This window comes from Enterovirga aerilata (genome assembly GCF_013044135.1).
GTDB lineage: Bacteria > Pseudomonadota > Alphaproteobacteria > Rhizobiales > Beijerinckiaceae > Enterovirga > Enterovirga aerilata.
This window is the reverse complement of the sequence record NZ_JABEPP010000004.1, coordinates 331,904-344,753: the sequence shown is the minus strand read 5'-3', so window position 1 is coordinate 344,753 and position 12,850 is coordinate 331,904. Positions and strand designations below refer to the sequence as shown.

15 protein-coding genes are annotated in these 12,850 nt (G+C 68.4%); all 15 read right to left on the bottom strand.

Features of this window, described 5'->3' with window-relative positions; all coding sequences use genetic code 11:
• Positions 1-717: a P-type conjugative transfer protein TrbJ gene (trbJ, locus tag HJG44_RS15610; RefSeq protein ID WP_054725818.1), complete on the bottom strand. Its 717-nt coding sequence runs from the start codon at positions 715-717 to the stop codon at positions 1-3.
• Positions 714-3,149, bottom strand: coding sequence for a conjugal transfer protein TrbE (gene trbE, locus HJG44_RS15605; RefSeq protein WP_054725815.1), 2,436 nt, complete (start codon positions 3,147-3,149; stop codon positions 714-716). Before trbE ends, trbJ begins: the two co-directional genes overlap by 4 nt.
• Entirely contained in the window at positions 3,146-3,418 is a 273-nt protein-coding gene (locus HJG44_RS15600; protein ID WP_054725812.1) for a VirB3 family type IV secretion system protein, read from the bottom strand. The genes trbE and HJG44_RS15600 overlap by 4 nt, the downstream gene beginning before the upstream one ends.
• Positions 3,418-3,714 (bottom strand): TrbC/VirB2 family type IV secretion system protein, encoded by a 297-nt coding sequence (locus HJG44_RS15595; RefSeq protein WP_224199687.1) that lies wholly within the window; start codon positions 3,712-3,714, stop codon positions 3,418-3,420. The genes HJG44_RS15600 and HJG44_RS15595 overlap by 1 nt, the downstream gene beginning before the upstream one ends.
• A gap of 32 nt (positions 3,715-3,746) precedes the next feature.
• Positions 3,747-4,685, bottom strand: coding sequence for a P-type conjugative transfer ATPase TrbB (gene trbB / locus HJG44_RS15590; RefSeq protein ID WP_246429810.1), 939 nt, complete (start codon positions 4,683-4,685; stop codon positions 3,747-3,749).
• Positions 4,686-4,905: 220 nt separating this feature from the next.
• The gene (locus tag HJG44_RS15585) at positions 4,906-5,334 is read right to left on the bottom strand and encodes a ribbon-helix-helix domain-containing protein (protein ID WP_054725797.1); all 429 of its coding nucleotides are present in this window, start codon (positions 5,332-5,334) and stop codon (positions 4,906-4,908) included.
• A gap of 9 nt (positions 5,335-5,343) precedes the next feature.
• On the bottom strand, positions 5,344-7,317 hold the full coding sequence (locus tag HJG44_RS15580; RefSeq protein WP_054725794.1) for a conjugal transfer protein TraG: 1,974 nt from the start codon (positions 7,315-7,317) through the stop codon (positions 5,344-5,346).
• A 13-nt stretch (positions 7,318-7,330) separates the two neighbouring features.
• A complete protein-coding gene (locus HJG44_RS15575; protein WP_054725789.1) occupies positions 7,331-9,088 on the bottom strand; it encodes a relaxase/mobilization nuclease domain-containing protein in 1,758 nt (585 codons plus the stop codon).
• A gap of 238 nt (positions 9,089-9,326) precedes the next feature.
• On the bottom strand, positions 9,327-10,055 hold the full coding sequence (locus HJG44_RS15570) for a lytic transglycosylase domain-containing protein (protein ID WP_246429797.1): 729 nt from the start codon (positions 10,053-10,055) through the stop codon (positions 9,327-9,329).
• A gap of 187 nt (positions 10,056-10,242) precedes the next feature.
• Positions 10,243-10,578 (bottom strand): DUF736 domain-containing protein, encoded by a 336-nt coding sequence (locus HJG44_RS15565; protein WP_088712617.1) that lies wholly within the window; start codon positions 10,576-10,578, stop codon positions 10,243-10,245.
• A 35-nt stretch (positions 10,579-10,613) separates the two neighbouring features.
• Positions 10,614-11,159, bottom strand: coding sequence for a S26 family signal peptidase (locus tag HJG44_RS15560; protein ID WP_088712616.1), 546 nt, complete (start codon positions 11,157-11,159; stop codon positions 10,614-10,616).
• Positions 11,156-11,662 carry a DUF2840 domain-containing protein gene (locus HJG44_RS15555; RefSeq protein WP_088712615.1) on the bottom strand — a complete coding sequence of 169 codons (507 nt, stop codon included), beginning with the start codon at positions 11,660-11,662 and terminating at the stop codon, positions 11,156-11,158. Before HJG44_RS15555 ends, HJG44_RS15560 begins: the two co-directional genes overlap by 4 nt.
• Positions 11,659-11,925 (bottom strand): helix-turn-helix transcriptional regulator, encoded by a 267-nt coding sequence (locus tag HJG44_RS15550; protein ID WP_015459426.1) that lies wholly within the window; start codon positions 11,923-11,925, stop codon positions 11,659-11,661. Before HJG44_RS15550 ends, HJG44_RS15555 begins: the two co-directional genes overlap by 4 nt.
• 128 nt (positions 11,926-12,053) lie before the next feature.
• A complete protein-coding gene (locus HJG44_RS24250; protein WP_210308524.1) occupies positions 12,054-12,677 on the bottom strand; it encodes a DUF2285 domain-containing protein in 624 nt (207 codons plus the stop codon).
• Positions 12,616-12,837 carry a transcriptional regulator domain-containing protein gene (locus HJG44_RS23760; RefSeq protein WP_088712614.1) on the bottom strand — a complete coding sequence of 74 codons (222 nt, stop codon included), beginning with the start codon at positions 12,835-12,837 and terminating at the stop codon, positions 12,616-12,618. The genes HJG44_RS24250 and HJG44_RS23760 overlap by 62 nt, the downstream gene beginning before the upstream one ends.
• Positions 12,838-12,850 lie beyond the last annotated feature (13 nt).

Below are 12,850 nucleotides of genomic sequence, written 5' to 3'. Positions count from 1 at the left end.
TCAGTTGCCGAGGAAGCGGCGGAGGCGCTCGCGCCCCTCGGCTTCGGCGGCTGCATTTCGCGCCGCCTCCAGCGATTGCGCTCGGCCTTGAGCGGCCAGCAACGCCGCGATGTCGGCGAGCTGCTGCGATTGCAGCGCGAGAAGCTGGTTGCCGGCCTGAGCCGCTTGGAGCGCGCCTTGAGATGATTGGCTCGCCGACACGAGGCGGTTCATCGTCGCGCGCGAGCCGTCGATATTTCCAACGACGCCGGCCTGAACGCGGAGCGCGTCCTGAAACGCGCCTACGCTGGTCTCCCACCGCTCGCGCGCATTTGCGACGAGCTGCCGTTGCGGGACCGACATGGCGCCGGCTGTGTATCGGCTGGTGAAAGCCTGGTCGATCTGGCCCAAGTCATAGGCGATGCGCTGCGCCTGGCCGAGCAACTGCTGGGTCTGGCGCACCTGGCCCTGCAACTCGGCGAGCGAGGATTGCGGGAGGCTCGCCAGATTGCGGGCCTCGTTGAGCAACGAAGTCGCCTGATTCTGTATCTGGCGAATCTGATTGTTGATCTGCTCCAGCGTGCGCGCGGCGGTCAGCACGTTCTGCGCATAGTTGGTCGGGTCATAGACGATCCCGCCGAACTGCGCGTAGGCCGGCACGGGCGCCGCGATCGGCGCGATGGTCGCGGTGGCGAGGACGCCGGCCAGAATGGCGCGGCGCAGGGGAAGTCGGGTCATAGCGGTAACTCCTGCTGGCGGGGGGGAAGAAGCTCGATCGCCCAGGCGCAGCCGCGATGGCGCAGCCATTCGGCCGCGAATGCGGTTTGGCCGTGAGTCTCGATGATGTCGGCGATGCGGAGCTGATCGGCCTTGGCCGACGCGGCGGCGAAGGCCAGCGCGACCTCGCCCAGCCCCAGCTCGAACAGCCGGTTGCCGCGCCGCGACTGGCAATAATAGTCGCGCTTGGGTATCGCCCGGCTGAGGATTTCGATCTGGCGGGCGTTAAGCCCGAACCGCTCGTAGATGGCGGCGATCTGCGGCTCGGCGGCGCGCTCGTTCGGCAGGAAGATGCGCGTCGGGCAGCTTTCGATGATGGCCGGGGCGATGCTCGACGTTTCGATGTCCGCAAGGCTCTGCGTGGCAAAGACGACGCTGGCGTTCTTCTTGCGAAGGGTCTTCAGCCACTCGCGGAGCTGCGCTGCGAAGTCCGGGCTGTCGAGAACCAGCCAGCCCTCGTCGATGATGATGAGTGTGGGCGAGCCGTCCAGCCGCCCGCCGATCCGGTGGAACAGGTAGGACAAAACGGCGGCGGCGGAGCCGGCGCCGACCAGTCCTTCGGTCTCGAACGCCTGCACGGCGGCTTCGCCCAAGCGCTCGTCCTCGGCGTCGAGAAGCCGGCCCCACGGCCCGCCGATGCAATACGAGGCGAGCGCCTGTTTGAGCTGCTGGTTCTGCAACAGCACGGCAAGGCCGGTCAGCGTGCGTTCGCTAACCGGCGCCGACGCCAGGGAGTTGAGCGCCGACCAGATATGCTCCTTAGCCTGCGGATCGACCGCGACGCCTTCGGACGCGAGGATCGCCGCCAGCCATTCCGCCGCCCACGCTCGCTCGGCCGGATCGTCGATGCGGGCGAGCGGTTGGAGCTGCACCCCGTCGCCGGTTTCGTCGGCAAGCATTCCGCCGAGATCCTGCCAGTCGCCGCCCATGCCGATCGAGGCGGCGCGGATGCTGCCGCCGAAGTCGAAGGCAAAGACCTGGCTGTTCTCGTAACGGCGGAACTGCATCGCCATCAGCGCGAGCAGGACCGATTTGCCGGCGCCGGTCGGGCCGACAATCAGCGTGTGGCCGACATCGCCGACGTGAAGGGAAAACCGGAACGGGGTCGAGCCTTCGGTTCTTGCGTAGAGCAAGGGGGCTGCACCGAAATGCTCGTCCCGTTCCGGCCCCGCCCATACTGCTGACAGGGGGATCAGGTGGGCGAGATTGATGGTGGAAATCGGGGGCTGGCGAACATTGGCGTAGGTGTGGCCGGGAAGGCTGCCCAGCCACGCCTCGATCGCGTTCATGCCCTCGGGAATGACGGTGAAATCGCGGCCCTGAATAACCTTCTCGACGAGCCTCAGCTTCTCGGCCGCGATGGCGGGATCGCGGTCCCACACCGTCACCGTGGCGGTGACATAGGCCATGCCGGCATAGTCGGCGCCCAGCTCCTGCAAGGCGGTGTCGGCGTCGGCGGCCTTGTTCGAGGCGTCGCTGTCGAGCAGCGTGCTCGCCTCGTTGGTCATCACCTCCTTCAAGATGGCGGCGACGGATTTGCGCTTGGCGAACCACTGGCGACGGATGCGGGTAAGCAGCTTCGTCGCGTCGGTCTTGTCGAGCATGATCGCGCGGGTGGACCAGCGATAGCCGAACGCCAGTCGGTTCAGCTCGTCGAGCAGCCCCGGAAACGTCGAGCTGGGAAAGCCGGTAATGGTGAGGATGCGGAGATGATGGTCGCCCAGGCAAGGTTCCAGCCCGCCGGTCAACGGCTCATCGGCGAGCAGCGCGTCGAGGTGCATCGGGGTTTCCGGCACGCGCACACGCTGTCGCCGCGTCGAGATCGTCGAGTGGAGGTAGGTCAGCGTCTCGCCGTCATCGAGCCAGCGGACCTCGGGCACGAAACCCTCGACCAAATTGAGCACGCGGTCGCTACGATCGGTGAAGCCTTTGAGCAGCTCCCACGGATCGACGCCGGTGGTGGACCGGCCCTCGTAAAGCCAGCCTTCGGCCCGCGCGGCGTCCTCGGCCGGCGGCATCCACAGCAACGTCAGGAAATAGGCGCTCTCGAAATGCGCGCCTTCCTCACGGAACTGTTCGCGGCGCTCCATATCGACCAGCGCAGAAACGGGATCGGGAAACTCGGACTCGGGGTAATCGAGCGCGGGACTGCGCTGCGCCTCCACGAAGATCGCCCAACCGGAGCCCAGGCGCCGGAGTGAACTGTTCAAGCGTGCCGTGGTGGCGACCAGCTCGGCCGGCGTCGCACTGTCGAGATCAGGGCCGCGGAAGCGTGCGGTGCGCTGGAACGAACCGTCCTTGTTGAGCACGACACCTTCGCCGACCAACGCGGCCCAAGGCAGGAAGTCCGCAAGGTACGCGGCCTTGCTGCGATATTCGCGCAAGCTCATCATGGCTGCATCCATGTCGGGAAGCGGAGATGGCGCCGGGCCACGTCCACGAACTGCGGATCGCGTCGTGCAACCCATACGGAAAGCGCGTGGCCGATCGCCCAGATGACCAGGCCGGCGATCCAGAGACGCAGGCCGAGCCCGATCGCGCCGGCCAGCGTCCCGTTGACGATGGCGAGCGACCGCGGCGCGCCGCCGAGCAAAATCGGCTCGGTCAGCGCCCGGTGGACGGGGGCATAGAAGCCCGCGATCGGTTCGGCTGCGTCCTGCATCAGACGAGCGCCCCGCCGCCGAACGAGAAGAACGACAGGAAGAAGCTCGACGCGGCAAAGGCGATGCTGAGACCGAACACGATCTGGATCAGCCGGCGGAAGCCGCCGGAAGTATCGCCGAAAGCCAGCGTCAGGCCGGTCACGATGATGATGATGACCGCGACGATTTTCGCCACCGGCCCCTCGATGCTTTCGAGGATGCTTTGCAGCGGCGCTTCCCACGGCATCGACGATCCGCCCGCGTGGGCCGGAACGGCAAAGGTCAGCGCGACGACGCTGGCGGTGGTGGCGAGCATGGCGCGACGCGCGCCATGCCGAATGGCATGGATCATGGCAGGTCTCCGGGCTGGGGTTTGGGAAGCAGGGTAAGGCGGTAGTCGCCGGTCGCGGCGTCGAGTCCTTCGACGCGGGCCAGCTCGGCGAGACGCCGGCCGTGCGCGTCACGGACCAGCACGGCGATCAGGTCGATGGTCTCGGCGATCAGCGCGCGAGGGACTGTCACGACCGCCTCTTGAACGAGTTGCTCCATGCGGCGGAGCGCGCCAAGTGCGGTGCCGGCGTGAATGGTTCCGATGCCGCCCGGATGGCCGGTGCCCCAGGCTTTGATGAGGTCGAGCGCCTCGGCGCCGCGCACCTCTCCGATCGGGATGCGATCCGGCCTAAGCCGTAACGACGAACGGACCAGCTCGGACAGCGACACCACGCCGTCCTTCGTCCGCATGGCGACGAGGTTGGGCGCAGCGCATTGCAGCTCGCGCGTGTCTTCGATCAGAACGATGCGGTCGGTCGTCTTGGCGACTTCGGCCAAGAGCGCGTTGACCAGCGTGGTCTTGCCGCTGCCGGTGCCGCCGGCGACGAGAATGTTGGCGCGAGCCGATACGCCTTCGCGCAGCGCCGTCGCCGCGTCGGCCGACATGATCCCGGCGGTGGCGTAGTCGTCAAGCGTGAACACCGCGACGGCGGGCTTGCGGATAGCGAAGGCGGGAGCCGCTACGACAGGCGGCAGCAAGCCCTCGAATCGTTCGCCGCCCTCGGGCAGTTCTGCCGACACGCGGGGACTGCGCGCATGAACCTCGACGCCGACATGATGAGCGACCAGGCGCACGATGCGTTCGCCATCGGCGGCGGTCAGCGTCTCGCCGGTATCGCTAACGCCTTCGCCGAGCCGATCGAGCCACAACCTCCCGTCCGGGTTTAGCATCACCTCGATCACGGTCGGGTCGTCCAGCCATGCCGAGATCGACGGCCCGAGCGCGGTGCGCAGCATCCGCGCGCCGCGCGTCTTGGCCTCGGATCGGATCGGATGAACGGTCAAGGAACTGGCCCTGCGAAGGGCCGGGCGAACCGCCGCCCGGCTGTCGGGGCACAGCAAGAGACGCATAAATACTTCTGCCGCAACAGCTACTTGCTGGCGTAGTAGAGGGGGCGGCAGATACGTGGTCGGCGGCGGAATTGCTTTTCGACTACGCGGTGGTTGGCGTGTCTATTCAGTCCGACTCAGTCGAAGTGGAGCGCGGCCAGACATCTTCCGGTATCTCGTCCCTCAAGCTCTTGCCGCTGGCGAAGCGCCGGCCGAGCGTCTCGACGAAACCCTCGTAGCGCTTGCGTCCCTTCACCTGCGCGGCCGCTTGATCCTCGTCGGGCAATGGCGGCGTCACCGTCAGCCAGAACCGCACAAACAACGTCAGTGCCTCAATCGTGAGTCCGGTGTCGCGCTCAAGCCGCTGGACCTGACGCGACAAGCGATCGAGCCGTCGAGCGAACGCCGCCTCCATCCGGTCGGCGCCGTCCGGCGAGAGGTAGGAGGCGACCGCCGCCTCCACGATTGCCGAGCGAGAGATGCGGCGGCGGATCGCCAGCTCGTCAACCTGCTTGGCGAGCGCTGGCGGAAAATAGACATTGAGCCGGACGCGCATGATCGCCGCCTACAGCTCGATACCATCGCCGGGGTCGAGCGACGCTTGCCGCGCGAGCCCCTGCATCCGGCGCCGCACCGCCGCCTGCCGCGCGGCGTCGTCGGGTTCGTCGTCCATGATCGCAAACTCCTGCGCGGGCGGTGGCGAGGTCTCGGGCGCGATGGCGACATGCTCCGGCAGTTCGGGTTCGCGGCGCAATCCGCCGTTCGCCGCGTCCTCCGCCGAACGGACGATCTGCGCCACGGCGGCGGGATCGGCGATGACGGCGCGGCCCGTCCAGTCATCGCGCCGGACCTGGGCGGCGTCAGGGGTGGGCGCGGACATGATACGTTCGGCGAACCGTGCGTCGCGGTAGTAGCGGGCCTTCTTCGCCCGGATCGGATGGACGCCCGCCACCATGACGATCTCGTCATCGGGCGGCAGCTGCATCACCTCGCCCGGCGTGAGGAGCTGGCGAGCGGTCTCTGACCGCGACACCATCAGATGCCCGAGCCAGGGCGAAAGCCTGTGACCCGCATAGTTCTTCATCGCCCGCATCTCGGTCGCGGTGCCGAGCGCGTCCGAGACGCGCTTGGCGGTCCGCTCATCGTTGGTGGCGAAGCTCACGCGGACGTGGCAGTTGTCGAGGATCGCGTTGTTCGGGCCGTAAGCCTTCTCGATCTGATTGAGGCTCTGCGCGATCAGGAACGCCTTGAGCCCGTAGCCGGCCATGAACGCCAAGGCAGACTCGAAGAAGTCGAGCCGGCCTAAGGCGGGAAACTCGTCGAGCATCAGGAGCACGCGGTGGCGGTTGCCCTTCGGGGTCAGCTCCTCGGTCAAACGGCGCCCGATCTGGTTGAGGATGAGGCGGATGAGTGGCTTGGTGCGCGATATGTCGCTGGGCGGCACGACCAGATAGAGCGTCGCCGGCCGTTCGCCCCCCACCAGATCCGATATGCGCCACTGGCAGGCCCGCGTGACCTGCGCCACAACAGGATCGCGGTAGAGACCGAGGAACGACATGGCCGTGCTGAGCACGCCCGACCGCTCGTTATCCGACTTGTTCAGCAGCTCTCGCGCCGCGCTGGCGACGACGGGATGAACGCCGGCTTCGCCAAGGTGCGGCGTCGCCATCATCGCGGCCAGCGTCTGCTCGATCGTGCGAGATGGATCGGAGAGGTACGACGCGACGCCGGCCAACGTCTTGTCCGGCTCGGCATAGAGGACGTGAAGGATCGCGCCGACCAGCAGCGAGTGCGACGTTTTTTCCCAATGGTTCCGGCGCTCCAGGCTGCCTTCGGGATCGACCAGCACGTCCGCCACATTCTGCACATCGCGCACCTCCCATTGGCCGCGCCGCACTTCCAGCAACGGGTTGTAGGCAGCCGATGCGGCATTGGTCGGATCGAACAGCAGCACGCGGCCGTGTCGCGCGCGGAAGCCCGAGGTCAGCGACCAGTTCTCGCCTTTTATGTCGTGGACGATCGCGGAGGCCGGCCAGGTGAGTAGCGACGGCACAACCAACCCGACGCCCTTGCCGCTCCGCGTCGGAGCGAAGCACAGCACATGCTCGGGGCCATCGTGGCGCAGATAGTCCCGGTCGAGTCTGCCGAGCACGACGCCGTTCGCGCCCAGCAGCCCGGCCGCCCGAACCTCGCGCGTTGTCGCCCAGCGTGCCGAGCCGTAGGTCTCGGCGTTCTTCAACTCGCGCGCACGCCACACAGACATTCCAATGGCGACGGCGATTGACACGAACCCGCCCGACGCGGCGATGAATGCGCCGGTCTTGAAGATGGCTGGCGCGTATGCGTCGAACGAGAACCACCACCAAAAGAAGGCCGGCGGCGGATAGACACGCCAGCCGCCGACGATGAACCAGGGCGGCCCCAGCTCGGGTTGATAGGCCAAGGCCGCGGCGGTCCATTGCGTCGCGCCCCACACACCTGCGAGCACGATCAGAAAGACAGCGATGATCTGGCCCCACAGGATTTTCGTCGCGGACATGGCTGTTTCCTTGTCAGAGGCCGAGGCCGCGCTTGCGGCCGAGCGCTAGGTCGATGCCGCCACCAGCGCGAACGACACCGGACACTTGGCGACCGAGCTGCTGTTCGAGCGCGCTGGCCCAGGGCACGAGACGGAAGCCGAGCCCGTCGTCGATCATGGCGAAGCGACCGGAGGCGAGTGCGAGGCGCTGGCGGACTACGCCGGCAATCTTCTCGCCGGAGGTGGTCGGGCGATACGCAAGGCCCGTTTCGCCCGCGATCTTCGCGCCAACGGCGTCCAGCTCGCGCTTGCGCAGCGTGTCGAGCAAGCCGCGCTCGAACACCGCGCGTTGGCCATAGCGGCGCGCCAGCCCCTCGCGGACAAGATGATCGGTGCGCGCGTCCATCGCACGGCACACCTCCGCACCGAACCCGCCATCCGCGACACCCGTGCCGCGCTCGATCAGCCGATGGTCAAGCCAGGTCGCGCCGGGCGCCTTCACCTGCGCGGCGAGGTCGAGGTCCGATCGCGTGGCGAGGATCAGGGTGGGCTTCGGCTCGCCCGGCTTGCCTATAGCGCGCAGCTCGACGATCCCGCCGAGCGTCGGGCTTTGCTCCAGCGCTTCAATTCCGGGCAGCCGCACATGATGGGTGCGGCCGTCCGTGCCGTCGATCACGGCATAGGCCGCGCCATACAGCTCGTCGTGCAACCCCTTGTCGATCAGCCGGCCGACGATTGGCTTTTCCGGCGCGCCGCTCACAACCGCGTAGCTTTCCAGCGGCCGGTCCTGCCCGTGATCTTTCAGAGCCTGTCCGATGGTGCGGATAATGTCGCCGCGCGCGGCCAGCTCGCGCAGCTTGCCTTGCGCGCCTTCGGCAACCGCCCACTGTCCGGGCTCACCCTCAGCGGCGAGCCCCATCGTCTCCAGATGCTGCAAGCGGCCGACCATTAACCGGCGGAGGCGCGGATCGGCCGGACCGGGCCGCTCGGGGCGCAGGTCGATGACCCCCAGTTCGTCGGCCGCGCGGCCGATCTCGGTATCGAGCCGCGTCCAGCGCTCGGCCGTCACTTCTCGGTCGAGCGCGCGCTGCACTTCATGCTCAGGCTTCGGCCCAAGTTCGGCCTGCGCCAGCTCCTCGGCGTGGGAGCGCAGGTTGTGGCTGATATAGTCCCGCGCCATGACGAGATCGGTGCCGGTGTCGGTGACACCGCGCACGAGCATATGAACGTGCGGGTTGTCGGTGTTCCAATGATCGACCGCGACCCAATCGAGCCGCGTCCCCAAATCCGTTTCCATCTGCCGCACGAGATCGCGGGTGTATTCGCGTAGGTCGGTCAGCTCGGCCGCATCCTCCGGCGAGACGATGATGCGGAAATGATGCCGGTCATCCTTGCACCGCTCGGTGAATGCGCGATCGTCGGCATTGTCTCCGGCCGCGTCGAACATGCGCGTCGGGGAACGGTCACGGGTGACGCCTTCGCGCTTCAAATAGGCGACGTGCGCGGACAGCGGCGCCATGCGTCGGCCCCCGCGACTGCGATGGTTCACGGGTAGCGCCTTCACCATCACTCGACGGCCCGATCCGAATAACCGGCTGCGGGCAAATGCTGTTCGTCCCCGCCCGAAACTGGATTGGCGACCTCGGCGCGAGCCGCCCCCGGTGCGCCGGCCTCCGCTGTGGATCGCGGCCACGCGCAGCACCTCGGCCACCAGGCCGCGCGCATTGCGGCCCTGCGCCTTGCTGCGCTTGGCCTTGCCCGGCCGAACGCGGAACTCACTGTCCTCGCTCACGGCCGGGCCGCTTTCGGCCGTAAATGGCCCGTGGTGCCATTCGAGACGTTGATTTTGCTTGCTTTTCCCTTCCGCGCGGCACGCGCGCCGACCGACGCCCCCGCATGAAGCCACGGAAAAGCCTTGGCTTTTCGGCGAAACGGGGTGCGGCTTATATCTTGCCCTCGTCTGTCCCTGCCGTTTTCTCCCTCCCCAGCCACTTTCCTGCTCGGGACGGATGATGGGGATGACGCGCGGATCATTGCGGTCGGCCCGCGCGGGCGCGGGGGACGAACAGCGTGTCCGCCGGCTCGCTGGCAGGAAGAGCGACGGCGCTAACGTCGCCGGATGTCGCCCCATCGGTCGGCAGTTCGGGCGCGGGTTCTTCATCGTCCGACTGCACGGAGACGCCCTCGGACGCGGCGCTCGCGGTGCGGACGAACAGTGCGGCACGTCGCCAGGCGAACGGATCGGGCGGCGCGCTAACCGCCACCTCCGCAGCGCCCGACGTGCCGATGGCGGCGGTGAGCTGGGCGAGGTAGCCGACCGTCTCGGGCGGCAGCGGGCGGCCGTGCGACACGAAGTCGTCGTAGCGGCCCGGTCCCGCATTATAGGCCGCCAGCATCGCGCTCGCGTTGCCGTATCGGTCGTGCATCGCGCGCAGATAGGCCGCGCCCGCCATGATGTTGTCGCGCACGTCGAACGGGTCAGCGCCGAGGCCATATCGCGCGCGAAGATCGGTCCAGGTCGCGGGCATGATCTGCATCAATCCCATCGCACCCGCGCGCGAGACGGCGCGCGAGTTGCCGCCGCTCTCGACGCGCATCACCGCCCATATCCATGCCTCGGGGATGCCGAACCGCCGCGCGGCATCGGCGACGTGGCCGGCGTAGGGATGAACCGCCGCCGATCGCGCGGCCGGCAAATCCTGCGCCGTCGCCGCGACCGGCGCAGCCCCGCCGGACAGCAGCGCGACGGCCAATGCCAACGCCGATCCGACTCCACTCCGCCGCCAGCCTGCCAGCGTGCTCGCTACGCTCAAGGGTGCGCGCGCTGCGCCGGCCTGCGGCCGCCCTTGACCTTCGCTGCGCGCCCCGGCCGGCCTGCGACCGAGCGGGACGGAGGGATGAGACGGCTTTCCCGCGAACAAAGGGATGATGGACAAGCGCACCGGATCAGTCCTGCTCGCGCGACTTCGGCTGGCGGTTCCAGCGCAGCGACCAGGCCGACTTGTCGCCGGTGTTCTGGAACAGCGCGGCGCGGAGCGGCTGCGCGAAGGCGGGATCGTCGATGCGCAGCGAGACGTAGTCCCCGGCGCGTTCGCCGGTCTCGTTCCAGCCCGCGCCGATCTCTGGCCCTTCGCCGCCGTCGCCGCGATGAACGCGCCAGTCCGGCGCCTTGTCGGCGTCGCTCGCCTCGGCCGGGACGATCGAGATGCGGATGTCGAGCGTCGCCGTCTCGATGATGCCTTCGTAGCCGCTGGCGGTACGGAAAAAGCTGCCGATCTGCATGGGACTCTCCTTAGGGTTGGCAGGGACAAGCGGGTTCAGCGCCACGCGAGCGGCGCGTTCGGGGTGTCGCGGGTGAGCACGGGCATGGCGCGGCCGAGCACGGTCGAGGCCGGCAGCGGCCCGAAATAGCGGCCGTCCATGCTGTCGGCGTGATCGGGATTGAGCATCAGCAGCTCGCCGGCGCGCAGCGTGCGGCAGCCCTGCCAGACAGGCAGCGACCGGCCTCGTCCATCACGCGCCAAGGCGACGACGACCGGCCGTGCATCGACGCTCACCACGGCGCCGATCCGGCACACGCGCTGCCCGGCCTTAGCCGCGACATGCTTCAACAGCGGCACGCGCTCGCCGAGATAGCCGCGCTCGGCCAGCCACCGCGCCAGCGGCGCGGGCGGCGTCACGGCGACCAGCGCGCCGATAGCGGGATCGCGGTCGGGCTCGATGCGGTAGAGGCCGAGCGGCGCGCTCGCGCTGGCGTTCCAGATGACGCGCGGCAGCGGGTCGAATACCGCGACGGCGGTGAACGACACGGCGAACAGCGACGCGGCGGAAGCCGTCGCGATGGTCCATCCACGGCGCGTCATCCTTCGATCTCCCGGCGCTTGAGCCAGGCGCGATGACGCTCCAGCGTATAGGGGCGCGGCTGATGTCCGGCGGCGATGCGGTTGGCGACGTGTCGCCAATGATCGGGCGCGGCATCGCAGGGATCGACGCCCGCGGCCTCGGCCGCGTCGATTGCGGCGAGCACTTGGCTGACCTTCGGCCAGCCCTCGATCTTGAGCAGGATGTCGCCGCCGGGCCGCACGAACGGCAGCGTCGTGAACGGCTCGCCCACGCCGACCGCGCGCACGATGTCGATGCGCGAGCTGACCGTGCCGTAGTCGTTGGCGGCCCAGCGGACGAACGCGAAGATGGCGCCGGGACGGAAGCGGACGATGCGGCGGCGGCGGTCGACGATCTCGTCAACGGCGACGCGCCCGAACCTGATCCAGTGCTCAATCCGCTTCTCGATCCAGGTCAACTCGACGCGAGTCATACCGTCGTCGGACGGCTGGCGATGACGCATCGGGGACAGGGGGACGGTCATCGCCGGCTCCGGGCGATGGCCGAGTCCGCGCGCGGCATGAGGTCGTCCTGTCCCGGATCGGAGGTCGAATGCTTGATGCCGATGTCGGCCCAGGCGCGCAGGTCATCGACCGAATAAACCACCCGGCCGCCGATGCGGCGGTAGGCCGGCCCGGTCCCAAAATAGCGGTGCTTCTCAAGGGTGCGGCCGGAGAGGCCGAGAAAGCGCGCGGCTTCCGGCGTGCGCAGAAAGCGGGGCGGCAGGTTGGTGGGCGTATCGGACAAGTGACGGCTCCTGCGGGCGGTGGCGGCAGGAGGCGTAATTGTCAGAAGGGAGGCGGCCGGGTGGGGTATGAAGATGTGCGGCTGCACGGATGTGCCCCCCCCCGCGCGGGGTGGCAGCGGGGAGCGGATCAGCGGATGCGGAGCAGCTTGCGGTAGTCGCCGTTCATCATGGCGATGCCGTCGCGGACCAGCCGGACGACGAACGACCGCGCGGCGGACATCTTCCAATCGCTCGCGGACAGCCGCGCCGCCTCGTCGCGCCCGAGCGCCACCGCGATCTCGCGATAGGTCGCGCCGCCGTCGCGCAGGTCGAGCGCGCGGAGCATCAGGTCGAGCCGGGCGAGCCGATAGGCGGTCAGCGGCCAGCCGCGCGGCAGCGGCCCGGCGGCGCGGCCGAGCAGGCGGCGATGGAAGCGCAGCAAGCTGGCGATGCGGGTGACAAAATCCTTGTCGAGCGGGATGACGGCAGCGAGCGGCCGGCCGGGCTGCGGATCGCGCAGCCACAGCCGATGCTCACCCGCCGCGTCGGCGACGATGACATGGCGTCCGTCGATGCCGGCTAGGTCGGCGAGCAGCCCGCCGAGTGCGCGAGGATCGACCGGCGAAGCGCTGTCGAATCCTTCCGGCGCTGCGTCGAGGATGACCGTGACGGCGGTCAGTTCCGGGCGCCAGGGGACCGGCTCTGAGAGGTCATCCGGCGCCGTAGCGAAAGGACAACCCCCATCGCCGCGCGAAGGCCATCTCGGCGGCACTTTGCGCGACGGCGCCGCTTGCGATGCGCTGCTGCATCTGCTTGTGTTCGGCGCGATAGGTGCGGTTTCGGCGTAGAAACTCAGCGGCGAAATCGGCGCGCCCGAGGGCGCCGGACAGTCCGTCGGCGCGCCGCTGGCGACGCCTTGGCGGCGTCGGCATTGCATCCTCCCAA

Bases quoted from the DNA above. Each gene is read 5' to 3' on its own strand.
- HJG44_RS15585 (WP_054725797.1), bottom strand. From the start codon at position 5,334: ATGCGCGTCCGGCTCAATGTCTATTTTCCGCCAGCGCTCGCCAAGCAG.
- HJG44_RS15555 (WP_088712615.1), bottom strand. From the start codon at position 11,662: ATGACCGTCCCCCTGTCCCCGATGCGTCATCGCCAGCCGTCCGACGAC.
- HJG44_RS23760 (WP_088712614.1), bottom strand. From the start codon at position 12,837: ATGCCGACGCCGCCAAGGCGTCGCCAGCGGCGCGCCGACGGACTGTCC.
- trbJ (WP_054725818.1), bottom strand. From the start codon at position 717: ATGACCCGACTTCCCCTGCGCCGCGCCATTCTGGCCGGCGTCCTCGCC.
- HJG44_RS15560 (WP_088712616.1), bottom strand. From the start codon at position 11,159: ATGACGCGCCGTGGATGGACCATCGCGACGGCTTCCGCCGCGTCGCTG.
- HJG44_RS15595 (WP_224199687.1), bottom strand. From the start codon at position 3,714: ATGCTCGCCACCACCGCCAGCGTCGTCGCGCTGACCTTTGCCGTTCCG.
- HJG44_RS15600 (WP_054725812.1), bottom strand. From the start codon at position 3,418: ATGCAGGACGCAGCCGAACCGATCGCGGGCTTCTATGCCCCCGTCCAC.
- HJG44_RS15565 (WP_088712617.1), bottom strand. From the start codon at position 10,578: ATGCAGATCGGCAGCTTTTTCCGTACCGCCAGCGGCTACGAAGGCATC.
- trbE (WP_054725815.1), bottom strand. From the start codon at position 3,149: ATGATGAGCTTGCGCGAATATCGCAGCAAGGCCGCGTACCTTGCGGAC.
- trbB (WP_246429810.1), bottom strand. From the start codon at position 4,685: ATGCTGCGCACCGCGCTCGGGCCGTCGATCTCGGCATGGCTGGACGAC.
- HJG44_RS15580 (WP_054725794.1), bottom strand. From the start codon at position 7,317: ATGTCCGCGACGAAAATCCTGTGGGGCCAGATCATCGCTGTCTTTCTG.